Annotated in this window: 30 protein-coding genes and 1 tRNA gene; 2 read left to right on the forward strand and 29 right to left on the reverse strand. The window is 39.3% G+C overall.

All coding sequences use genetic code 11. The features are described from left to right. Positions 1 to 4 precede the first annotated feature (4 nt). From IGI77_RS09235 to IGI77_RS09270, 8 genes are all read right to left on the reverse strand, one after another. Positions 5 to 1,543: a phage portal protein gene (locus IGI77_RS09235; RefSeq protein WP_438769901.1), complete on the reverse strand. Its 1,539-nt coding sequence runs from the start codon at positions 1,541 to 1,543 to the stop codon at positions 5 to 7. Between the two features lie 14 nt (positions 1,544 to 1,557). Then, on the reverse strand, positions 1,558 to 2,853 hold the full coding sequence (locus IGI77_RS09240) for a PBSX family phage terminase large subunit (RefSeq protein WP_438769903.1): 1,296 nt from the start codon (positions 2,851 to 2,853) through the stop codon (positions 1,558 to 1,560). Further along, complete coding sequence (gene terS / locus IGI77_RS09245; protein WP_438769904.1) at positions 2,828 to 3,724, reverse strand: phage terminase small subunit; 897 nt, start codon at positions 3,722 to 3,724, stop codon at positions 2,828 to 2,830. The genes IGI77_RS09240 and terS overlap by 26 nt, the downstream gene beginning before the upstream one ends. A gap of 45 nt (positions 3,725 to 3,769) precedes the next feature. Further along, on the reverse strand, positions 3,770 to 3,976 hold the full coding sequence (locus tag IGI77_RS09250; protein ID WP_438769905.1) for a hypothetical protein: 207 nt from the start codon (positions 3,974 to 3,976) through the stop codon (positions 3,770 to 3,772). A gap of 135 nt (positions 3,977 to 4,111) precedes the next feature. Further along, positions 4,112 to 5,137, reverse strand: a complete 1,026-nt coding sequence (locus IGI77_RS09255) for a DNA cytosine methyltransferase (RefSeq protein WP_429966697.1) — start codon at positions 5,135 to 5,137, stop codon at positions 4,112 to 4,114. Positions 5,138 to 5,142: 5 nt separating this feature from the next. Further along, entirely contained in the window at positions 5,143 to 5,664 is a 522-nt protein-coding gene (locus tag IGI77_RS09260; RefSeq protein WP_413156153.1) for a ParB N-terminal domain-containing protein, read from the reverse strand. Between the two features lie 136 nt (positions 5,665 to 5,800). Next, a tRNA-Ile gene (locus IGI77_RS09265) sits at positions 5,801 to 5,873 on the reverse strand. 423 nt (positions 5,874 to 6,296) lie between these two features. Further along, positions 6,297 to 6,713: an ArpU family phage packaging/lysis transcriptional regulator gene (locus tag IGI77_RS09270; RefSeq protein WP_413156152.1), complete on the reverse strand. Its 417-nt coding sequence runs from the start codon at positions 6,711 to 6,713 to the stop codon at positions 6,297 to 6,299. A gap of 547 nt (positions 6,714 to 7,260) precedes the next feature. Here IGI77_RS09270 and IGI77_RS09275 point away from each other — a divergent pair. Then, positions 7,261 to 7,461 carry a KTSC domain-containing protein gene (locus IGI77_RS09275; protein ID WP_438769906.1) on the forward strand — a complete coding sequence of 67 codons (201 nt, stop codon included), beginning with the start codon at positions 7,261 to 7,263 and terminating at the stop codon, positions 7,459 to 7,461. 74 nt (positions 7,462 to 7,535) lie between these two features. Here the strand turns inward: IGI77_RS09275 and IGI77_RS09280 are convergent, their stop codons facing one another. Genes IGI77_RS09280 through IGI77_RS09290 form a run of 3 tightly spaced genes read right to left on the reverse strand, consistent with a single transcriptional unit; the run spans position 7,536 to position 8,569 of the window. After that, on the reverse strand, positions 7,536 to 8,009 hold the full coding sequence (locus IGI77_RS09280; protein WP_422705318.1) for a YopX family protein: 474 nt from the start codon (positions 8,007 to 8,009) through the stop codon (positions 7,536 to 7,538). Between the two features lies 1 nt (position 8,010). Further along, positions 8,011 to 8,328: a hypothetical protein gene (locus tag IGI77_RS09285; RefSeq protein WP_429966698.1), complete on the reverse strand. Its 318-nt coding sequence runs from the start codon at positions 8,326 to 8,328 to the stop codon at positions 8,011 to 8,013. Continuing rightward, positions 8,300 to 8,569 (reverse strand): hypothetical protein, encoded by a 270-nt coding sequence (locus IGI77_RS09290; protein WP_128432940.1) that lies wholly within the window; start codon positions 8,567 to 8,569, stop codon positions 8,300 to 8,302. Before IGI77_RS09290 ends, IGI77_RS09285 begins: the two co-directional genes overlap by 29 nt. Positions 8,570 to 8,789: 220 nt before the next feature. Here IGI77_RS09290 and IGI77_RS09295 point away from each other — a divergent pair, with 220 nt between their 5' ends. Next, positions 8,790 to 9,428 carry a CPBP family glutamic-type intramembrane protease gene (locus tag IGI77_RS09295; RefSeq protein ID WP_429966699.1) on the forward strand — a complete coding sequence of 213 codons (639 nt, stop codon included), beginning with the start codon at positions 8,790 to 8,792 and terminating at the stop codon, positions 9,426 to 9,428. A gap of 277 nt (positions 9,429 to 9,705) precedes the next feature. On the opposite strand, the gene dcm is transcribed toward IGI77_RS09295, so the two are convergent. The 18 genes from dcm to IGI77_RS09385 form a co-directional block, all read right to left on the reverse strand. Continuing rightward, positions 9,706 to 10,626, reverse strand: a complete 921-nt coding sequence (gene dcm, locus IGI77_RS09300; protein ID WP_086333159.1) for a DNA (cytosine-5-)-methyltransferase — start codon at positions 10,624 to 10,626, stop codon at positions 9,706 to 9,708. A 46-nt stretch (positions 10,627 to 10,672) separates the two neighbouring features. Then, positions 10,673 to 10,906: a hypothetical protein gene (locus IGI77_RS09305; RefSeq protein WP_086333158.1), complete on the reverse strand. Its 234-nt coding sequence runs from the start codon at positions 10,904 to 10,906 to the stop codon at positions 10,673 to 10,675. A 22-nt stretch (positions 10,907 to 10,928) separates the two neighbouring features. Beyond that, a complete protein-coding gene (locus IGI77_RS09310) occupies positions 10,929 to 11,114 on the reverse strand; it encodes a hypothetical protein (RefSeq protein ID WP_086333157.1) in 186 nt (61 codons plus the stop codon). A 35-nt stretch (positions 11,115 to 11,149) separates the two neighbouring features. Further along, a complete protein-coding gene (gene xerA, locus IGI77_RS09315; RefSeq protein ID WP_438769907.1) occupies positions 11,150 to 12,148 on the reverse strand; it encodes a site-specific tyrosine recombinase/integron integrase in 999 nt (332 codons plus the stop codon). Next, positions 12,145 to 12,288, reverse strand: a complete 144-nt coding sequence (locus tag IGI77_RS09320) for a hypothetical protein (protein ID WP_271812165.1) — start codon at positions 12,286 to 12,288, stop codon at positions 12,145 to 12,147. Before IGI77_RS09320 ends, xerA begins: the two co-directional genes overlap by 4 nt. Then, on the reverse strand, positions 12,285 to 12,410 hold the full coding sequence (locus tag IGI77_RS09325; RefSeq protein WP_325815863.1) for a hypothetical protein: 126 nt from the start codon (positions 12,408 to 12,410) through the stop codon (positions 12,285 to 12,287). The genes IGI77_RS09320 and IGI77_RS09325 overlap by 4 nt, the downstream gene beginning before the upstream one ends. Further along, positions 12,398 to 12,721 (reverse strand): hypothetical protein, encoded by a 324-nt coding sequence (locus IGI77_RS09330; protein WP_438769908.1) that lies wholly within the window; start codon positions 12,719 to 12,721, stop codon positions 12,398 to 12,400. The genes IGI77_RS09325 and IGI77_RS09330 overlap by 13 nt, the downstream gene beginning before the upstream one ends. A 225-nt stretch (positions 12,722 to 12,946) precedes the next feature. Further along, positions 12,947 to 13,255 (reverse strand): hypothetical protein, encoded by a 309-nt coding sequence (locus IGI77_RS09335; protein ID WP_438755380.1) that lies wholly within the window; start codon positions 13,253 to 13,255, stop codon positions 12,947 to 12,949. Next, a complete protein-coding gene (locus IGI77_RS09340) occupies positions 13,248 to 13,568 on the reverse strand; it encodes a hypothetical protein (protein WP_438769910.1) in 321 nt (106 codons plus the stop codon). Before IGI77_RS09340 ends, IGI77_RS09335 begins: the two co-directional genes overlap by 8 nt. After that, the gene (locus tag IGI77_RS09345) at positions 13,540 to 14,358 is read right to left on the reverse strand and encodes a helix-turn-helix domain-containing protein (RefSeq protein WP_438769911.1); all 819 of its coding nucleotides are present in this window, start codon (positions 14,356 to 14,358) and stop codon (positions 13,540 to 13,542) included. The genes IGI77_RS09340 and IGI77_RS09345 overlap by 29 nt, the downstream gene beginning before the upstream one ends. Before the next feature lie 4 nt (positions 14,359 to 14,362). After that, the gene (locus IGI77_RS09350; RefSeq protein ID WP_438769912.1) at positions 14,363 to 15,073 is read right to left on the reverse strand and encodes a putative HNHc nuclease; all 711 of its coding nucleotides are present in this window, start codon (positions 15,071 to 15,073) and stop codon (positions 14,363 to 14,365) included. Further along, positions 15,073 to 15,987, reverse strand: coding sequence for a DUF1351 domain-containing protein (locus tag IGI77_RS09355; protein WP_438769913.1), 915 nt, complete (start codon positions 15,985 to 15,987; stop codon positions 15,073 to 15,075). The genes IGI77_RS09350 and IGI77_RS09355 overlap by 1 nt, the downstream gene beginning before the upstream one ends. A 3-nt stretch (positions 15,988 to 15,990) precedes the next feature. Next, complete coding sequence (locus tag IGI77_RS09360; RefSeq protein WP_411415296.1) at positions 15,991 to 16,680, reverse strand: ERF family protein; 690 nt, start codon at positions 16,678 to 16,680, stop codon at positions 15,991 to 15,993. Beyond that, positions 16,677 to 16,865: a hypothetical protein gene (locus IGI77_RS09365; RefSeq protein ID WP_269923636.1), complete on the reverse strand. Its 189-nt coding sequence runs from the start codon at positions 16,863 to 16,865 to the stop codon at positions 16,677 to 16,679. The genes IGI77_RS09360 and IGI77_RS09365 overlap by 4 nt, the downstream gene beginning before the upstream one ends. Further along, entirely contained in the window at positions 16,862 to 17,194 is a 333-nt protein-coding gene (locus IGI77_RS09370; protein WP_438769914.1) for a hypothetical protein, read from the reverse strand. The genes IGI77_RS09365 and IGI77_RS09370 overlap by 4 nt, the downstream gene beginning before the upstream one ends. Before the next feature lie 27 nt (positions 17,195 to 17,221). Then, positions 17,222 to 18,061, reverse strand: coding sequence for an HNH endonuclease signature motif containing protein (locus IGI77_RS09375; RefSeq protein WP_411415294.1), 840 nt, complete (start codon positions 18,059 to 18,061; stop codon positions 17,222 to 17,224). Between the two features lie 5 nt (positions 18,062 to 18,066). Next, a complete protein-coding gene (locus IGI77_RS09380) occupies positions 18,067 to 18,306 on the reverse strand; it encodes a hypothetical protein (protein WP_218193436.1) in 240 nt (79 codons plus the stop codon). 12 nt (positions 18,307 to 18,318) lie between these two features. Continuing rightward, the gene (locus tag IGI77_RS09385) at positions 18,319 to 18,612 is read right to left on the reverse strand and encodes a hypothetical protein (RefSeq protein WP_438769915.1); all 294 of its coding nucleotides are present in this window, start codon (positions 18,610 to 18,612) and stop codon (positions 18,319 to 18,321) included. Between the last annotated feature and the right edge of the window lie 117 nt (positions 18,613 to 18,729).

The raw sequence follows: 18,729 nt of genomic DNA on the forward strand, positions 1-18,729 counted from the left end.
TCAATCACTCCTCGAAGGCTTCGTATCCAGAATCACGTATTTTTCCAGTAGTTTCATCGACCACATCCAATTGCGCTTGTCGATAAAGATCTTTTGCCTTACTTTCAGGCAACTTCATTATTTTAGCTAAAGTTAACCATCCGGGAATCAGGCCATCATTTTTCAGTTCACGATAATAATCAGATTCTGACTTTTTATCTAAGAAGATGCCATCATCAAAGTTAACGCCAATATCCTCACGATTTGGAGGTTCTCCACTAAACAATGGTTGCGCATCAACTTCTGTGGCTCGGCCAAGCTCACACAGCGCCAGCACCACATCCCGAATAAATTCTTCTAGTTCGGTTGTTTGTTGGTTTCTTGATTGATACGTCTGCGAGTTCTCACTAATAACCTCGGTTGCAGTCTTGTTCGTCGTACGTACACCAGCACCATCGAAAACGAACGTACCAGTCGACAGCCCCACTTCCATTTCTAGAAGTCGTAAGCGATGATTAATTGCTCCGATGTATTGTTCTGTTCGAATATCATGCGTTAAATCAGTAATTTTAAATTCATCAGGGTTCGTACCAGGGACAATGACATAGAAGTCATCATCTTTATCAAAGGTTAATTTCGTTTCGCCTGTTCCCTTGTCAGGAATTCCACTTAGCATAGATTCAGGAAAGGCAGCTCTTCTCTTTCCCACGTCAATTTCATGGTCAAACGCATCCAACGCTTTGTTTAGTCGATCGAGCGTCCGCTTGCAGTTGTCGTAAACACCAACACCAAGTGGTGAGTATGGGTTGATATTATTAAAACCAGCTGTCTTGAAGTAAGAGAAGATCGGACGTTCAATTTCTTCCCCATGCCTCGATGGATCTAACTCTGCATATTGTTCCAAAGTTTTTAACGATACCTGCATCCCTAGAACATTATATTTTTCACTTTCATAAAGCTCATTTATTACCCAATACTCTCCATCGATCCATTGGTGAAACTCAAGTAGCGTGTAAAAGAATGTTTTGGAGCCTTCCGTTTTGATGGTTTTAAACGAAATTGCACACTGACTGATTTTATTGGTGCTACTCTCCAATGGGTAAAATGCATCAGGTAGCGCCCATGAGAACTCAATTTGTCCCGATTGATCATTGAAATAAGGTCGCACAACTAAGCCACCAAGAGCCATTGCTGGTTCAAGATACTTACTGAGATTACGCTTGAAGTCATTATGCTGAAACACAGACTCTATCCAAGCACTGGCTTCATCATATTTTTTTGATTTATCATCTTTTCCGATCGTGATTTCTGCCTGTTCATTAAACATCACTTTCGCATACTCAGAAGCAACCTTGCGGGCCATATTGATATTTGCCTTTGCTCTCTGATCAGAATCACAATGGGTGTAACCTTGGTAATAAAGTAAGCTGCTTTGAATACGATCATACTCTTCTCGGCTCATTTGAATCTTAGGATGATCTAAGATACTTTGTAGCTCTTTTTTCGCCCCTATCGCAACCGCCCCCTTTCCAAATACTCTTTTTATTGACTGCCAAAATGACACTGGACCACCTCCTACTAAAGAACATAGCGTTTTGTAAAGTAATTAATTGCGTACCGACATTCATCCAGAGCATGGTTGTTTTTATCAACCGGGTAGCCGTTATCATTACGGACATACATCCCTAGTTCCTTGATAAAATAATAATGGCCATATTTGTCTTCATGATCGTAAAGAAAAAAGCGTCCTTTTGATAAGGCGCTTTGCATGCGTTCAATCCCTATTTCAATTTTGGTGCCGTTACTCGTTACTTTATCTTTTGAATTGTTATCTGCTTTTGTAGTGACAATACCCAAAACACGTAATTCCTCACTCAATGACTTACAGGCCGGATCGACAAAAAATTTTGAATGCTTTGGCAACCACGACCATTCTTTATAACACCATTCCTTAAAGTGCTTGATTTCCTTGGCATACTCACTCATTGCTTTTGTGACACCAGTATCAGCGCCACTATGATAAAAGTTGGCCATTCGATAGAGAAAATACTTTCCATCTTTCCATGTGACGAGGTTTAAGGAACAAGTTGTCGCATCGCTTTGACCACCATCGGCACTGAAGAACACTTCTATAGGCTTGCCTATGATTTCTTTTGTCATATGGGTATCTTCGTTAAACATTGAATAGATTACGCCCTCAGGCATCACACGATCGCCTAACCAGTCACGTTTGTAGAGATAGTCAGAGACCTTACACTCTGCTTCCCATTCTTTTAATGATCGTTTCGTTAAAATTGGATTATCTTGTGGCCGCCAATGCCGAAACTTGTAAGAACCCGTTTCAATAAATGGCTTCAGTGTTTCAAGATTCGGATGATTTGGCGCCGGTGGGTTTTGTTCTGCAAGGTGGTACCGAAAGCTAGAAGCCTTGGTCCGACGAAAAGCTTCTTCGATAACCGCCTTATTCAGAAGATTAAACTCTAAGAATGTGACAGTCCCAAATGACATCCCAGTAATGGCACCGACCGCATTTACTTTGCCGCCACCTTTGTAATAGATCCGTTTTTCTCCTGTCGGAAGATTGATCCATAAGTGGTCGCCGTGCTCATCGTGTCGAATCTCTGCACAGCTGGCAAAGATATGTTCAAGTCCAAATCCTTCGCAATCCATAAACATTCTGTAGGCTTGTTCCTGGTTATAAGCGAGTACAAGATGATTCGTATCAGGATGTCCTGCATAGATCAACGCCATTTTCTGTGCATCTGACATGGTCTTGCCTGAACGAATCGTTCCCTCGTTCAATTCCATTCGAATCCCTTTGAGTGGTTGAAAAATATTCTGTTTTTGCTTAGTCGATAATTTCAACTGACTCATCGGTGTCATTCTCCTCAGCTTCTTCTATAGGACCAATAAGCGCTTGGCCAATATCAATAAGACCTTGCACTTTACTTTGTTCACCTTGTTTAAGTACCAATTTAGCAGCTTTGTTTTCAAGGATATCTGCTTCAAAGGTCATCTTCCGTTTTTGTTCTTCCAATAATGCAGCTTTTCCACCTGATAATGACAACTCGTTCAGTTGCTTGATGGATTTTATCAGCTGGTTACTGATGCGTGTTAGAGCTTCCTCAATAGCTAAAATATTATCTATCTTACGAAACTCTTTCCTTGATACTTGAACATCTTTTAGAACTTCTCGCTTGATAGTAACCACTTTACCGTCAACAACAGTCGGCTCCTTGACCTTTCGCAGCTGCTGTAATCTTTCAATTTCTTCCTGATTAAGACCGTCCTCAGCATCTTTGATGCGTTGCATCATGCGTCGTTGTCTAATTTTCAACAACTTGATTTCTTCAGACAAAACAAAAAAAGGATCATCACTCAAGCTTGAGTAAATTTCCTTTTCTTCGTCAGATAAAAAATCCTCAAATATCGTTTCGTATTCACCAGTTTTTAATGCATTCTTGTTTCTCTCAGGCGGTGACGCCCGACTATTCCCTCGGTTCCCTTTTGCGTTTTTGTTACCTGGCGGAGCGCCACCTTTATTTGTAGTACTACAATCATCTTTTGCAGTACCACATTCTTCGTTTTGTAGTACTGCATTCCACTTATCACGAGATTTCCAAGCTGAAATCGTCTTTTCCGGCACGTCTAACTGTTTAGCGATCTCTCTGTTAGTGACTGTCCCATTTGATTTTTTAAACAACTCAAACGCTTTGTCACGTTTGGGATCCCTTTTTCTAGCCATCCATGCACACCACCTCGCAATCAATTTAGGTTGAGTTTTGTTTTCTCATTTTTCAATTTGTTTCAGCATTAAATCAGCTTCTATGAGTACCTTAAGATCACTGATTGAGTTTAATTTTATTTCACCTGATTTTAGATTATTGAGCCACTTTCCTAAAGCCACACGAATTATTTTTTTGTACTCTTCGATGGATTCTTGCTCGTCTAACGCCTTTTGAATCAAATATTCCATTTCACGATCTTGTGTTCCCATTGTTTAAGCCCTCCGCATTAGATATAATGCTAAAAGATACAGAGGGTATCGAAAGACCACGCGTGGGCATTCTCTGTATCTTCGGGGGCTTATAGTTCTCGTTGATGGGTCGGTGTTAGCGCACCGGCCTCTTTTTTATTTCAGCCATTGTAAATAGATTTGTTCAGCGATTTTCTTCATCATGATCGGCGGGACGCTCATCCCACAAACATATTGAACGTTCTGGTCCATGAAATCATAATCATATGGGAAGGTTTGGATTCTGATAATATCGTCATTGGAAATAAACTCAGGGATGTCATCTCGCAAATACATTGATGATGCTGTAATCGTGTTAGGGACTAGCTGATCTTTGAATATCATCGTACTGAAATTTGTGTCCCTTCCTACTTCTCTTTTCATGATATCCCCGAAGTTACGATCTTTCGGACGTCGCTTCTTCCAGCGTTTATACGTTTCAGATTCTTGAGAAATAGATCGGCCTTTTCCAGTTCGAATCCTACCATATGTTATTGGCGGTTCAGAGAATTCTAGCTTCAATTTAGGATAAATCAATTCTTTTCGATGACATACAAAAAATACGCGTTCACGTTTTTGTGGTACCCCCATCGTCGCAGCGTTCAATTTAAATAATTGTGTTGTATAGCCGATCTCATCAAACGCTTCGATGATTGCTGACACATAGCCTCTTGCTTTCCCAAGTATAAGACCGACAACGTTTTCCGCCACGATAACTTTCGGCTGAAGCCTATCTGCAGTTTCGATAAAATCAAAAAACAGATCATCCAGACGCTGCTTTGCTTGTCCTTCACGAAAAGAAAATGCTCCGCCCCATTTCTGTTCTCGTTTCCCTGAGACAGAGAATGTGGAGCATGGTGGTGATCCATCTAAGATATCTATGTTGAAAAACTCTTTCGGTATTTTCGAAATCGGTAGTCTATTGAATTCCTGGATTGGCATTTCAAAGGGATATTTAGGATTATGGTTCTTTTTATAAAGTTTCATCATGGCTGGATCGATTTCAACATTCCCAATTACCTCGAAACCAACCAACTTATAGCCTAGTGTGGATCCGCCCCCACAGCTGAAACACGATACGACTCTGAGACCATTTTTCTTAATTTCATTTATTTTATCTAAGGACCAATTCCATTCGTTCATTTTTTTCACTCCTGGTCAAATCTAAAACCACACTTAGGACATTGACAATCAAATTCTTCCCCTGAAAAATCCTTAATGTCAATTTCAGTATTATTAAAATCGCCCAGTGCATCTTGAGGGATTTCATTAAATGACTTGATCAATTGATTCGCTTCATCGTTATCAAATCCGCTTAAACTAATTTGATCAGCATCCATTTCTGATAAAAGAGCAACAAGTGCTTCATCATCCCATTTCCCCGAAACTTTGTTTAGAGCAAGATTGAGCTGTTTTTCTTTTTCTATGGACAAATCTACTATCGAAACCTCTATCTCGTTAAATAAGCCTATATCTTTAGCAACAGCTACACGCTGATGTCCACCTATCAGATTACCGGTACGTTCATTGAATATCGGAGGGTCAACGAATCCAAATTCTAGTAGGGAATTTTTCAGTTTTTCGTACTCATCCATTCCTGGCACGAGATCAACTCGAGGATTGTAATCCGCTGCTCTCAGATCGGCTAGTTTCATCTTAGATATTTTCATAATTTCCTCCCAAAACAAAAAAGTCACTCGTAGAGAGTGACTTCGTCACGTATCACAATCATCCCTAGCAATGATCATTTTATATACACGATACTAGGTCGCTCGCCGGATTAGTTTCCGCTAATCGGCTAATTAATTGACGAGACCGGACTCGAACCGGCGACCTTTTGGCTATCCACCAAACGCTCTCACCACTGAGCTACACGTCACGTCTTACAGAGAATACAATTAGGGTGGTTCGGATTATCAGTCCGATCATATTACGTCCGACTTAACTAGTATGCGAAATCAACCTAATGTTTCAAATGCGTTATGTCACTGGAGTGGGATTGCGCCACACACAAGAACTTACTAGGTTCTCACGAGGTTTTTCACCATTGACCGTTGCGTCTCCTACTTCCGCCACAGTGACATAAGAAAAGACGGCGAATGAAGATAAGGAGCGTTCTCAACTCCATTCGTTTTAGTTTTACCGTCTTTCTGTCAAAGAAGAATAAAACGACGAGGGGATTAGCCCCCTTTCGGTTTATGAGTTATGTGAGTAGCCCAATAACCACATCTCTTAATCTTTCGACGTTACCATAATATCATGGATTTTTGTCAAAAAACCCTACACTTTCCCTACAAAAACCCTATTTTTTCAGAGCTATTAGTGTTCCTTTTTTGTAAGCATCCGCAAACTCGACAAGAGCGATTGCTTTTAGCTTTTCAACATTCTTGTCGCTATACCCGCCAATAAGTTTACCGATTTCGTAATTTGACCGCTTCTCGAGATCGCAAAATGAATAGTAAAGTATTTGCCTACTCACTAATCCAAGCTTGGCCAGCGCAGCGACAATTGCGTCTCTTTCAATTTCAGCGTCTATCCACTCCAGAAAAGCATCTTGTGATCCATTTTGCGCCCCACTTCTGGGCATATCAGTAATAATGGGCGATTTCAGATCGATGGGCGCACGTTCTGCAATTCGGTTTAATCGTCGGTATTGAGATAAGACAGCTCGTGCATTCTTCTTCGTCTCTTTCTTATTGATTTCTGGAACTAAGGTCATAGCGCGTATCCCTCCGATTTGTTATAATTCATTTAAGTCATGTATCAATAGGTTCAAGGAGAAGTCGGAGGATCCGACTTTTTTTATTCCCTAGATTTCTTAAGAAATCATCCGTTATAGATTAAGCTTTCTTAATCTGTTTGAAATACGTTATTTAAATATAGTAGCCTGTATCTGAAGGCTAGTATCGAATCTCCTTTCAAAGACATGGGTATTTAGACGATAACATTTATTCGATAATTACTAGCCTTCTCCTAACGAGGCAGAAAAAACCCACTAATATTTTGCTACTTCTATCAAACCTCGCTAGGATACATAGCTATTCCCCATAAGTGTAGGTATAAGAATAGTCGGTGAAACCGACTTTTTTATTGCCACAGACCTATCAATATCTAACGTGTCATATGGTATCTTCCCCTTATAAGAAAACTATCAAGCAGAAAAAACACAGCTCTCCATATTTATTTCCAATTAACACAATATTTTATTGTTTTTCATATCTTTGATAAAATACTAGAGTAGAAATAAACCTAAAAGGAGTTCATTTATGGAGCATATTTATTACTTTTGCGACAAAATAAAGTGTATCAAGTGGTTTACGTATACTCTCGAAGTAGAATTCAAAGATGGTTCTGTGTACCAGTACCATAGCGTATCAGAAGCAGAACTTCGGGTATTATTGGAATCTGCTTCAATATATTCCGCTCTATCACGAATCAAAAGGATTCATCCATATAACAAAATCTAAATCCTTTTTCTGCTATTGTATAGGATAGCCAACTTAGACCTGCGATTGTCAGCAGTATCAACATGATTGCATGACTAGTTTTCATTGGCTTGCACCACAACGCCATCAGATGTGCTAAAGTATTCTTTTTCTAACAATTTTTGATGTTGATAAATATTTCCTACTACCTCTATTCTTCTTCTAGCACTCATCAAATCTGTATCATAAATATGCTTGCCTTTAATTCTAAACGCTCCGTTATCTATTCGGTATGCTTGTACATAGCTATGCCAGTAAGTATCACTGTAATTAACGGATGAACTTGTGTGCAAAAGAACATCTCCCTCGAAAATCTCCACGTCGTTCTTGTCTTTCAAGCCAGTGGATTGCCCAAGCGTTTCAGGCACTATTTCAATTAAATATTCATGTAGTCTTTCTGGCGGATAGGCTACTTTGTCTGTCAAAATAATAGGAATCATGTGGACCACGTTGCAAAAGCTATTTGGAATCGGAACTCCTACAACCCACTCTCCATTGTCTTTTCTTTTACCTCTAAATTTTGGTACCATCTTATCCCTCCTGTTTATCAAACGTCTCAGAAATGAAGTCATCAAATTCTTTTAAATGCATAACTTTCTTGAAACAATTTATGTTATCGCACTGTCCCAGCCCTTGACTTTCAAGACTTTTCCGCCAAAAATCAGCGGTGTCTTTGTGAGACGTACTGATGAGTACGTAAATGGTTATCACTAGCCCTGAATACTCGTATAAGCGGCAATATCCCAATGTTATGCGTAAGTTTCCTCCTAATATGGCCTTGTCATATGCATCAAAATTATTTCTTTCGACTTCAACGTACTCAATTTTTTTCTTGAATAATCCTAACATCTGATCCCTCCTGTTTTTCATAGAAAGCATCTAAAGGTCTAAGGTAAGTAGATAACTCACTAACTTTTCTTTCAATGTCTTCTGCTTGTCCTTTTAACCATTTTTCCAAATCAACATCATCTCTAAAATTTTTCCTGTTTTGCCATGCCATTTCCATCTGTACTGCACTTTCTGCAATACTGTTAGCATAATCAGTAATGTAGTTGAATCTCATTTGACTATAACCAAAGGCCCTCTCCATGTTTATTCCTCCATTCATTTATCGCTGACGATTACGGAATTCCCTTTTATATTTTTTTAAACTTTATTATTTCCTCTATACTGGCAATTAAAGTATAATTAGATAAATTTACTCTCATTAAAGCGTTTTTTTTAAGCTCGGAAATAAAATAATATTGTTTATTTTATTTTTAAGAGTATATTGAATTTTGTTTCACAATAACTTATTAGGAGCTATAAAAATGGATAAATTATTAAATCGAAATTTAGAATTAAAAAAAGTAATAGTAGGTACTCTTATAGTTTTATTAGGCCTTTGGGGACTGTTATGGGGACCATCAATAGTCAGTATACTTGCACTGACAGTCACAGGTTTTATTGCTTTTCGCTATGTTTATGGGCCGGGTAGTATAAAGTCCCTTTTTTCTAAACCCACTGCACCAATTAAAAACTTCCTTCTGTACTTCTTTTTAAATCTGATTTTGAGTTTCATTGTCTCTGTGATATTAGAACATGTATTGAAATGGGATCTCAAAGGAAATTCTGCTACAGAAGCTGTTCAGCCTTTACTTTTTCTTATTTTGCCAATAATGATATTGGGTGAAGAACTCTTTTCTATTTTCATTTTATCCATTTTCTCCAGCAAATTTCGTCTTCCAATTGCCAGCATATTGTCAGCGATCATATTTGGGCTAATACATTATTCCACTTATGATAATGGTAATATTATCCATACATTAGGTCATATCTTATTAATACAAGGAGCGGCAAGGATTCTCTTTAACCAAGCTGCTATTAAGAGTAATTCTATAGTTACCAGTTATGCAACTCATTTAATATTTGATTTCACTGCTATTTTGTTAGCTTTTTATTTCGGTTAATATTCATACTATCCAGCCTAATTAGGGCTGGCTTTTTTATTTCGTCGGATAACTGACTTGGTAAAATATAAATATGTTACAATACCTAAAAGGAGGTATTGCTTTGGGAACTTTTTTAGCTTTTATTTGGTATATTTTTATAGGATTTATGCTTTATGGAATCATCAGATTGGCAGTTAAACACGGAATTTCAGATTCCAAAAAAAATAATTTATGATTCTGTTGCTACTCTTTTAGGGTAGTTTTTTTTAATTCCACAATTTTGGTGGATACCTAACTAAATTAGTGTTTCAAACAGACTTTCAAAGATACCAACTGGAATACTATTCCCGGCCTGCTTATACATTGGCATTCGAAATCTTCCGTTTCTCTCAACGGTCGAAGCAGCAGCAAAGTAATCATCGTCTGAATAACCTTGTAGTCGCCAGCACTCCAGTTCAGTAAGATATCTATAACGTTCTTTCCCACAGTCAATAACTTGTGCTGGTGTACGATCCTGTCGAGTTGTTATCGTGTAAGCATAATCTTGAATCACTGTTGCACGTTTGATTCCTTTTTTTCCGATAACGGATAAGACACTAGGCTGCGTTACGTTGTAGATTGGATCAACCTGGTCGTTATTAAGCAAAAACTCTTTGATATCTTTCATAGGTTTACGATTCAAAATTTGAAAGTTAAAAGGTTCTTGATTAAGAACTGAAATCGTAAATACCCTTTGCCTTGCTTGCGGTAGACCGAAATCTCTTGCGTCTAACAATTCAAATGAATTCGAATACCCTAGTTTTTCCATTTCATCGAGATACCGATTGAAATTCTTTCGCATGTGTTTGTACAATACACCTTTGACATTCTCCCAAATCACAATCCTTGGTTTCCACATACCCATATCAGCTATGATTTTAATTGTTTCCCACATCAAGCTAGATCTAGTTTCCGATCCCTCATCAGCACCTTTTTGATGACCAGCAATAGATACATCCTGGCAAGGCGATCCGTGAATCAAAATATCTGGCTTAAGGTTCCAATTAACAACTGACTGAGTACTAAACGGTAACTCGTTTGCAAAGATAGCATTGTAACTATCAACGGCTTTCTGATCGATTTCAACGTAGTCTATTGACTTAGTCGGTATCCCTAAATTTCTTAATGCAATCCGAGGGCTGCCAATCCCTCCGAACAGTTCTAAAATCTGAAGCACTGGCTTCACTCCTCCGGTTGATTATTTTGGTGGGATAGAAGAACAATTATGATAACCAAATTTCTTTATATCGCCTTGATCCTTCTTCAACATAGTTATCTATAAATTGAATATCTTCAGCTTCAAAATACTTCAAAAAATCGGAACGTCTCAAATTAAATTCTTGTATTAGTTCTGCCCCTGCACCATTGCCATAATGTTCTATATCAAGTGACATTGCGTCTCTCATTGCCGAAAAATATCCCTCGTCAAAATGGTGCTGCTCTTTTTTCGATCTCATGAATAAATTCCTTTCTAGTTTTCTATTTCTTCCCATCAGTGACTAAATTAAGTGAATTATTAAGATCTTTTCGGGCTTTGTCAGTCCGTTTTACAGCGGATTTATACACTTCAGATTCTTTGCTATACCCTAATGATTCGAGTTCTGACAAATCTCTTTCCAACTTTTCTACCCACATTTTTTTATGATCCATTTGACTGTATCTCATATTTTTTCCTCCTATTCCGTTATCTCTTCCAATTCTCAACTCACAAATTTTTGATGTGAATTTTTAACTTCCTCATCATCGATCATCGAATAGGCCATCGTCGTTTCAATATTTTCATGACCAAGGAATCTAGATACAAGCTCTATCGGCATGCCATGCCTTCTCGCAAGAGTTGCAGCTGTCCTCCTAAATCGATGAGGGTGTACATTAAAAACACCCGCACGCTCACCTATTCGCTTCACCAACTTCTGGACACCTGCTGAAGTCATCTTTTTTCCTTTTGTCTGTCCATAAAATAATGGACCAGTGATGTGAGGAACTTCCCTCAAGTAATGATTCAACGCCAACTTTGCTTTTGCATTAAAGTACAAAATTCTTTGTTTGCCGCCTTTTCCAATCACTTCGATCGAATCGTTTTCTTGGTCATAGTCACTAAAATCCAATGAAACCAATTCCGATACACGACAGCCTGTACTCAGGAGCAGCTCAACAATTAACGTTTCTTTTGTATTGTTTGCCGCGCTTCTCAGCTTTTCAACTTCAAGTTCGCTGAATTCTTGCTTGCGTCGTTTCGGCACCTTTATCATCTCTACTCGTATTCCCGGATCACGAGGGATATATTCTTCAACATACAACCATCGGAAAAATCGTATGATGCAACCACGCTCTCTCGCCAATGTCCCTTTCGAGACTTTGTCAGTCATTTCACGATTTGCAATGAACAATCGAATGTCATTTGTGGTGATATCTTTATATGGCTTTCTAAGCGTCCTCATAAAGAGATTGATTGTTTGCATGTACAGATTCAAAGTTCCGTCTGAAAGCCCCTGAATCTTCTTTGAGACCACAAATTGACGATATGCGGCGACGTCCGATGTCTCGTCATACAAAACGAGCTCTCTTGAAGGCTTAGTTAGTTCAAAATGGTCCAAGCGCATCGTTAAGATGATTTGTAGCTTTCTCAACTTCTCCCCATCGATGTCATTTTCCATATCTGCTACGACCCATTTAATCAATGATTCTTTTGTGTTCATCGTATCAAGCTCCACATAATCACTAATGTGACCAAAATCACGATGGCGTGAACTGCTTTGTTTCGATGCTCTCGCTCCTCGGCAAGATTGTAAACGCTAGTAAGAACGATAATTCCTAAGAAGAGCAAAAATAGATTCATTCATCTGCCTCACTTTCACAGTCCTCACAGTCTCTTGGATAGCCAGGTGCTTCTCCGTCGACAAAACTGCCACACGTCTGGCAAATAAATCCATCCAACATATCATTCACTACTTGGGACATTCAACTTCTTCCTCCTTTGGCGCATTCTCTAACCGCCATTGCATCCATCGATATTTACTGATACCTAATGCATTGACAATTGCTTTCACACTGTAGCCCTCATCAATCAAACTCATATAATCTACGTAGGTAAATGTGTAAAAATCGATTGGCTCTAATGGTTTTGAATGGTCCATAATTGGCGATCCGATCAAATTTCCGATTCGTTGAACTTGTTTCAACTCGTTTTTGGGGATCTCCTCAACAGATCGATCCCCGATGATAAAAATCATTTTACGTCGATAAAGTGTTTTTTGCTGTTTGGTTAACATGCGCTCCTCCTATCCAAATCGTTTCCTGATTTGATAATCGTTGTTTATGAGTTCGGTCAAAGTATCCTTTGGATACACTTTCTGTTTTCCTGCACGCTTCTGATGCTGCTTACATAACCACTCAAGCTTCTCTATTGTGTGATCATCCAGCGCATATCTAGGGCGTTTTTTCTTTGTAGGCACTAGGTGGGACACCTCCTATGTTAGGGTGGGACACCTTTTGAATTAATCCTTTATCCGGTAATACCGCTTTTTTCGGTCAGGTCGATTCTCCCGCAACTTCCTGCTCATATTCGAGTGACTCATTCCAAATTCTTTTCGGACCTCTTCCCTATTACCTGTGAAAATAACATCTCCCTGGAATAGCACTTCTACTTGAACATTTGCCGTATTGGGTGAAGGATAATCGTTGCCACCCTTGAGACGTTTCCACTCCGCTCTTATATTTGGATTAGTTTCAAAATCAGGATGCTCGGCTAAAGCAACTAAACGATAGAGTTTCTCACGCCGTCGTTTACGATTTTTTTTATCCATCTGTTTTCTCCCCTTTTAACTTCTTGTATACTCGCTGAGCCTCATCCCATAGTTCATCTGTGGTCGCTTGAACAAAACTATTGCCAAAAAAATCCGTTGGTACTTTTTTTTCTGAGATTAACCAATGACGGTATAGCAACATAAATGTTCGAAAATTTGCTTCAGCACCTTTACCCTCAGTATCACCAGTCTCCTCAACGTACCCAATCATAGAATCCAATGGGAACTCCATCAAATTTTGCTGTTCTTTGGGCAAGAGATTATGAATAAGCTTGACAGGCTTGCTAAAATCCCTCTTCTCTGTCTGAGACATTTAAGAATCTCCTCCGATCTTCATCAGTCACTTTCGGCTTATTCCTAGAATAATCAATTGGTTCGGCTGCCCATTCTGGCAATGTTTCTTTTCTCGTAAATATTTGTTCTTTCCGAACAACTTGATTGTTCGGCTGTTTGTCCTTCTTCGCCCATGCTCTGATTGTGGCTAAATAATTCTTGTACGTCTTTCCTGTGACTTCACAGTACTCAGAAACTCGATCTATTCGTTGGTCCCAATCGTTTGGAAATTCCGATTTGAGTTTCTTCATTTGGTCGTCACTCAGGAGAACATTTTTATACTCACCGTATTTATGACGGGTTGGCTGAGACTTCGGTTTTTTCGAAGTCGGCAAATCTCTTATATATTCATTTGTATTATTAATTGTATTATTAATAGATGTACTATTATCTTTGACTTTTTGGTCAATAGGGTGATTGACGTTTTGATCAATAGGTTCTTGATCTTTTTGAGGGTACGTATTGACATTTTCGTCAATAGGGTGATGATTTATCCGTAGGTATCTATGAGTAATCTCTTTTGTACCATCTTTAAAAACTATTTCCCTCTTCAGATAACCAAATTTTATTAACTGACTGATCCACCTACTGACTGTTTCCTTGCTGACACCATACAGATCAGCAAAGTAATCATTTGTTGCCCAACAGAACCCTCTTTCGTTACATAAAGCTGTTATTTCACCATAAAGTAGCTTCGTATTAGCTTTTAACCGCTGATCATACCGAACGTTTGCTGGAATGATGGCAAAATATCCTCTGTGGCTTGTCACACTATCACTCCTTAAATGTTTTCCTGAATAATTCTTCATCTTCATATTTTTGATCAAAACTGATAATTTGGGCGTTAGACATGATTCCAATCTTGATCAATGCTTCTCTGTCTAAATAAACTGGGGAAATCAAAAACTCGGTTATTAACTGGATCTCTCCAATCGTATGAGCGATATTGTGATGCACCCAGCATAGACTCGAAAAAGGAAACAGCCGGTGATCGACCTTATTTCGTTTTCTCTTCCCTACCGCTTTTACATGATGAATTTGAGCATGTGGCTTCCCACATATACAACACCTGCGGTACTTGCAGCAAAAGTAAAAGAATTTTTCGTACTCGAGCAGATAGTCATAACGTTTGGGAAGCGGAATCCCTTCGCTTAATACTTGTTCAATCAAGAATTCGATCCATCGGTTCATTTCAGTCATTGACGCTTCAGCGTGGCTAAATTCGATCCCATGCCCTTCTTTGTACAAATCTTTCATCATCTGCTTCGCCTTGTGCAATGGCAATTCCTGATGCTTTGCAATATCCTTGATCAACGCATGAGCCAAAGCATTCTGCTTGGCAGACTTCGGCTCATTATCGATCAATTTGACTTCCACTAAGTTCTCTTTTTCTCGAGCAAGTAATTTCAAAAATTCCGGATTGATTTCTTCTTCAAACTCAAGCATCAAGCGCTTATTTTCGTGATAAACAACCTTTCCAAGCATTATTCGCTCACTTTAACGACTTCAATCCCAAACTCAACAATGCTTTTATTTAACAAAAAGAATTGATCATCGGTTCCTCTAAGTTTTAATGTCACAGTTTTTCCATCTTTAACTATTTCATTTTTTTCAACTGAATTCTCAAGAATCTCACCAGTTTCTTCATCGTGTCTCACTGAGCGAACAGGCTCATTTTGTTCCACTTCCTGAATAACCTTTGCCGCCGCCGCGAGGCGTCGTTGTTTTTCTGCTACTACTTGCTTTATTTGATCAATCACTTCCTGCAATTCATGTCCTTGGTCGATCCATCGTACCCAAGAAACAGGATCCAATCCCATTGCTTCCGCGTAATTTTCGATTACTTGTTTATTCGCAGCCAACGTCTGCTTCTCAGAAACAATCTCGTTGATCTTCTCAGTGATTTCTTTAACGATCGCTGCTTTCAATTCACCTTTGGCTAAAGTGAAAGCACCTTTGTTCGTCCACTGATCAAGAATTTCGATTTCTTCAGGATCGACTCCCACGACACTGCATAATTCATTGACTTTTGTCTGTACTTTCTCCTGTCGACCTTCTCGCTCCTGCGTTTCAAATTTTTCAAGGCTTTGAGCGATTCCTTCTTTGGCTTGATCGATCTGACTAACAAACTCTTTAATTTTGTCTTCAAAAGCGTCGAGAGGTTCAGAGTAGCCTTTTTTCACTTCTTTTCGCTTTGCATCTAAAAGCTTGATGATGTTGTTGAGAGACGTTCGAGCATCTTTTGCCCCCTGAATATCTCCTTCAGTAAACGTCAAGCTCTTATAATGCTTCACCGTATTTTCGACTAGTTTTGCTAGTTCTGCTTCGTTTTGGATTGAAATGGTGCTCGGTGTGTAATCGATATGAATTATCGTGTCAGGTTTAATTAATTCATTCATCTGCTATTTCCCCCAGGTAAATTTCTTTGTTTCTGGCTTAGGTGACTTCGTTTCCTCTGCCACTCTCTCTTTTAGCTGTAACTCAGCTCTCTTACCCATCGCTTTGACGGTTCCAATCACCTGTGCATACATGTCCGGCGTCACATCCTTTAGACGTGCGAATGTATTAACGCCCAAGACATTTGCCTCGATTTCCTCATATGGCTTATTCGTCAATTCTGCAACGCCATTAGCATAGTGCTTGAAATACTCAAAGAACACTTCCTGTTCTGTCTTCTCAGGCTCTTCCTCCCCTTCGTTTAACGAATCTGGATCAATACCATCATCCACTAGGTAAAGACCTTGCAAGGCGTATTTGCGGGCGTAAGAGGAAGCAGAGCCAGTGAGTTGACTGTCGTCCATTTTTGATTTCGATTCTGCTTCTCGGGCATAGGCATCAATGCAGATGGATTCTTGCCCATCGGTGAGCGTGGCGGTAGCGCGGATATAAAAACGACCTTCAATAAATAGAGGAATGTCTGTTAAGGTCAACAAAAGTCCATGTTCTAAATTATGCTTTTTAACGGCTTTCAAAATGTCTTCTGCATTGCGGAAGTTATAGCCACCGTATTCACTAAAATTATTCTTCGGCACTTTTAATTCTGATTGAATCTGGATCAATTTCTGCTGGATAGTTAATTTTTCTGCAGTCATAAAGGCACCGGCTTTCCTAATTTTTCTTGGGTATAGCGCAATAAATCGTCTTCATGAACATATTGATCATCAATCGAGTAAACCATTTCCCCTGCGAAAAGAGGATCACCTTTCCAATCGAATGCAATTGGTGTCGGTTCATCTTTCGGAAACTGTCTTGCTCCTAAAGAATCGAAGGCGTTCATTCAAATTCACCTCGCATAATCCGGTTCAAAACATCCGGAAGATCCGCCAGATCATTTAGTACAAAGGTATGACCGTTGACCTCATCTTGTTGAACCGCTGTACTTTTCAAAGCTTCTAATGCGGTTTTCCGTAAAAGTGCTACAGGAACTGGGAGTTGTTTGTCCAGATTCCGATCTTCCATCGCTAAACACAATCCTATGTCCACAATATTTCCAAGAGCAATGACGTTAGCTTTTCCTTTTTTTTGCATCGTGCAAAGTAAGGACACCCCTTCCTTACGACATTCATCTTGTAGCTGTCTCGCTAAATCTTTCATTTTTTCATTCATAATGCTATAATCTCCTTGAGTAATTCTTTATTTTTTGTTTTGGCTTACACTAGCGGGAACTGGTGTAGGCCCTTTTTTGTGTTTTGTTACTTTGGTTTGGATCTGTGTTAGATTCACACCTGCCAACGTCGCTTCTGGAATTTCAGAGCGCCACTGTTTTCGGTTCAACTGTAAGTTTTGAGCTTGTGTAACTAACTTCAAATTCTCCATGGTAATGTTTTGCTTGTTGCCATCAAGAAAAATCAGTACAAAGCCCGGAGGGATTTTCCCATGCACTTTTTCCCATTCCACTTTATGCTTGGGGCGCCAGCGTTTATGCCATGGGCCATCGTCTTGCACTTTTACTATCACATAGCCATCACGATCGACACGTTCGGTGCCGACTGGCTTATGATTTCGAGCAGGTTGTCCTTTCTTGAACGATGTCTTATTTCCACCAACATTGAACATCCCTTTGGTTCCTTTGTTTATAGGTACATGGCCTTTTGAAAAATAACCAGTCAAGCCACTCCCCACCGCATGATTTGCCTTCCATCCTTTGATTTGTGCAATCGTTAACTGAAGATCGAATGTGCGGTTGATCAATTCCGTCAACTCTTTGTTCGTTTTCCCTTTTGCATTTTTTCTAATAAAAGCTTCTTGCTCGGTAGAAAAGAGTTTTCGTGATTGATTTGCTCTTCGTCTTCTTTCAGAATGAGTGATCCCACTTCGTATCTTATAATTACTTCGGAGACTCTTCATTTTGCTTTCTGTTAGAGCCATGTCGAATTTTTGATTAAACATCGCGGTGACTTCGTCATTCAATCGCCCAGGAGTGATCTCTTTCAGATAATCGATCATTTCTTGGGTATACAAATATTTAGGCATGCTTATCATCCTTCAATCATTTTTGGTCTTCGTTTTGGATCGACCCAACCGTCTTTTCCTGAGTACATTTTTTCTGCTGCAAGAACCGTATTGGCATTTTTGATCACTTGTTCAGCAACGTCTGTCATAGCCTCTGATCGCTTGATTTCTGCTTCTAATTCTTCTTGTGTCATTTCTGGGTTATCCAATCTTTCCAGTTGACCAAAAAGAAAATTGTTCAAATCGTTTAGCGTATTGTTCGGCATATTATCTCCTCCTTAAATTGCACTTACGATATCAGGAAACGCATCCTGAAATTTCGTCCAGTTTTCCAATACGCCACAATGCAGTCCGTTCCAATTGTCTCGCACATCCTTCTCGGTCAATGTTTCGGCACCAGACATCTTGAACATATTGATGTAGACCTTTTTCGGTGTATCAGAGTACCAATGCAGGACCGTTCGGAAACGATCACCTTCTTTACTGATTACCAATTGCAGTAATCGGTAACTTTGGGTCTTTTTAACCTCCTCAAACCCGTATTCTGTCAGTCTTTTTCTAGTTGTTGCCATCACTTTCTCCCTACTTTCTTTTGAGTTTTCGCCCACATTTCGAACAGTATGGACCCTTCCAAGGTTTACATTTTTCTAGCTCAGTTGCGTTCAGATAAACTGTTCTGCTACAAAATT

It is taken from the genome of Enterococcus sp. DIV0213h, assembly GCF_051711285.1.
In the GTDB taxonomy this organism is placed as follows: domain Bacteria; phylum Bacillota; class Bacilli; order Lactobacillales; family Enterococcaceae; genus Enterococcus_D; species Enterococcus_D casseliflavus.

Excerpts from the sequence above, each read along its gene's own strand:
- IGI77_RS09240 (WP_438769903.1), bottom strand. The coding sequence starts at position 2,853 with ATGAGTCAGTTGAAATTATCGACTAAGCAAAAACAGAATATTTTTCAA.
- terS (WP_438769904.1), bottom strand. The coding sequence starts at position 3,724 with ATGGCTAGAAAAAGGGATCCCAAACGTGACAAAGCGTTTGAGTTGTTT.
- IGI77_RS09250 (WP_438769905.1), bottom strand. The coding sequence starts at position 3,976 with ATGGGAACACAAGATCGTGAAATGGAATATTTGATTCAAAAGGCGTTA.
- IGI77_RS09255 (WP_429966697.1), bottom strand. The coding sequence starts at position 5,137 with ATGAACGAATGGAATTGGTCCTTAGATAAAATAAATGAAATTAAGAAA.
- IGI77_RS09260 (WP_413156153.1), bottom strand. The coding sequence starts at position 5,664 with ATGAAAATATCTAAGATGAAACTAGCCGATCTGAGAGCAGCGGATTAC.
- IGI77_RS09270 (WP_413156152.1), bottom strand. The coding sequence starts at position 6,713 with ATGACCTTAGTTCCAGAAATCAATAAGAAAGAGACGAAGAAGAATGCA.
- IGI77_RS09275 (WP_438769906.1), top strand. The coding sequence starts at position 7,261 with ATGGAGCATATTTATTACTTTTGCGACAAAATAAAGTGTATCAAGTGG.
- IGI77_RS09280 (WP_422705318.1), bottom strand. The coding sequence starts at position 8,009 with ATGGTACCAAAATTTAGAGGTAAAAGAAAAGACAATGGAGAGTGGGTT.
- IGI77_RS09285 (WP_429966698.1), bottom strand. The coding sequence starts at position 8,328 with ATGTTAGGATTATTCAAGAAAAAAATTGAGTACGTTGAAGTCGAAAGA.
- IGI77_RS09290 (WP_128432940.1), bottom strand. The coding sequence starts at position 8,569 with ATGGAGAGGGCCTTTGGTTATAGTCAAATGAGATTCAACTACATTACT.
- IGI77_RS09295 (WP_429966699.1), top strand. The coding sequence starts at position 8,790 with ATGGATAAATTATTAAATCGAAATTTAGAATTAAAAAAAGTAATAGTA.
- IGI77_RS09305 (WP_086333158.1), bottom strand. The coding sequence starts at position 10,906 with ATGAGATCGAAAAAAGAGCAGCACCATTTTGACGAGGGATATTTTTCG.
- IGI77_RS09310 (WP_086333157.1), bottom strand. The coding sequence starts at position 11,114 with ATGAGATACAGTCAAATGGATCATAAAAAAATGTGGGTAGAAAAGTTG.
- xerA (WP_438769907.1), bottom strand. The coding sequence starts at position 12,148 with ATGAACACAAAAGAATCATTGATTAAATGGGTCGTAGCAGATATGGAA.
- IGI77_RS09320 (WP_271812165.1), bottom strand. The coding sequence starts at position 12,288 with ATGAATCTATTTTTGCTCTTCTTAGGAATTATCGTTCTTACTAGCGTT.
- IGI77_RS09325 (WP_325815863.1), bottom strand. The coding sequence starts at position 12,410 with ATGTCCCAAGTAGTGAATGATATGTTGGATGGATTTATTTGCCAGACG.
- IGI77_RS09330 (WP_438769908.1), bottom strand. The coding sequence starts at position 12,721 with ATGTTAACCAAACAGCAAAAAACACTTTATCGACGTAAAATGATTTTT.
- IGI77_RS09335 (WP_438755380.1), bottom strand. The coding sequence starts at position 13,255 with ATGGATAAAAAAAATCGTAAACGACGGCGTGAGAAACTCTATCGTTTA.
- IGI77_RS09340 (WP_438769910.1), bottom strand. The coding sequence starts at position 13,568 with ATGTCTCAGACAGAGAAGAGGGATTTTAGCAAGCCTGTCAAGCTTATT.
- IGI77_RS09350 (WP_438769912.1), bottom strand. The coding sequence starts at position 15,073 with ATGCTTGGAAAGGTTGTTTATCACGAAAATAAGCGCTTGATGCTTGAG.
- IGI77_RS09355 (WP_438769913.1), bottom strand. The coding sequence starts at position 15,987 with ATGAATGAATTAATTAAACCTGACACGATAATTCATATCGATTACACA.
- IGI77_RS09360 (WP_411415296.1), bottom strand. The coding sequence starts at position 16,680 with ATGACTGCAGAAAAATTAACTATCCAGCAGAAATTGATCCAGATTCAA.
- IGI77_RS09365 (WP_269923636.1), bottom strand. The coding sequence starts at position 16,865 with ATGAACGCCTTCGATTCTTTAGGAGCAAGACAGTTTCCGAAAGATGAA.
- IGI77_RS09370 (WP_438769914.1), bottom strand. The coding sequence starts at position 17,194 with ATGAATGAAAAAATGAAAGATTTAGCGAGACAGCTACAAGATGAATGT.
- IGI77_RS09375 (WP_411415294.1), bottom strand. The coding sequence starts at position 18,061 with ATGCCTAAATATTTGTATACCCAAGAAATGATCGATTATCTGAAAGAG.
- IGI77_RS09380 (WP_218193436.1), bottom strand. The coding sequence starts at position 18,306 with ATGCCGAACAATACGCTAAACGATTTGAACAATTTTCTTTTTGGTCAA.
- IGI77_RS09385 (WP_438769915.1), bottom strand. The coding sequence starts at position 18,612 with ATGGCAACAACTAGAAAAAGACTGACAGAATACGGGTTTGAGGAGGTT.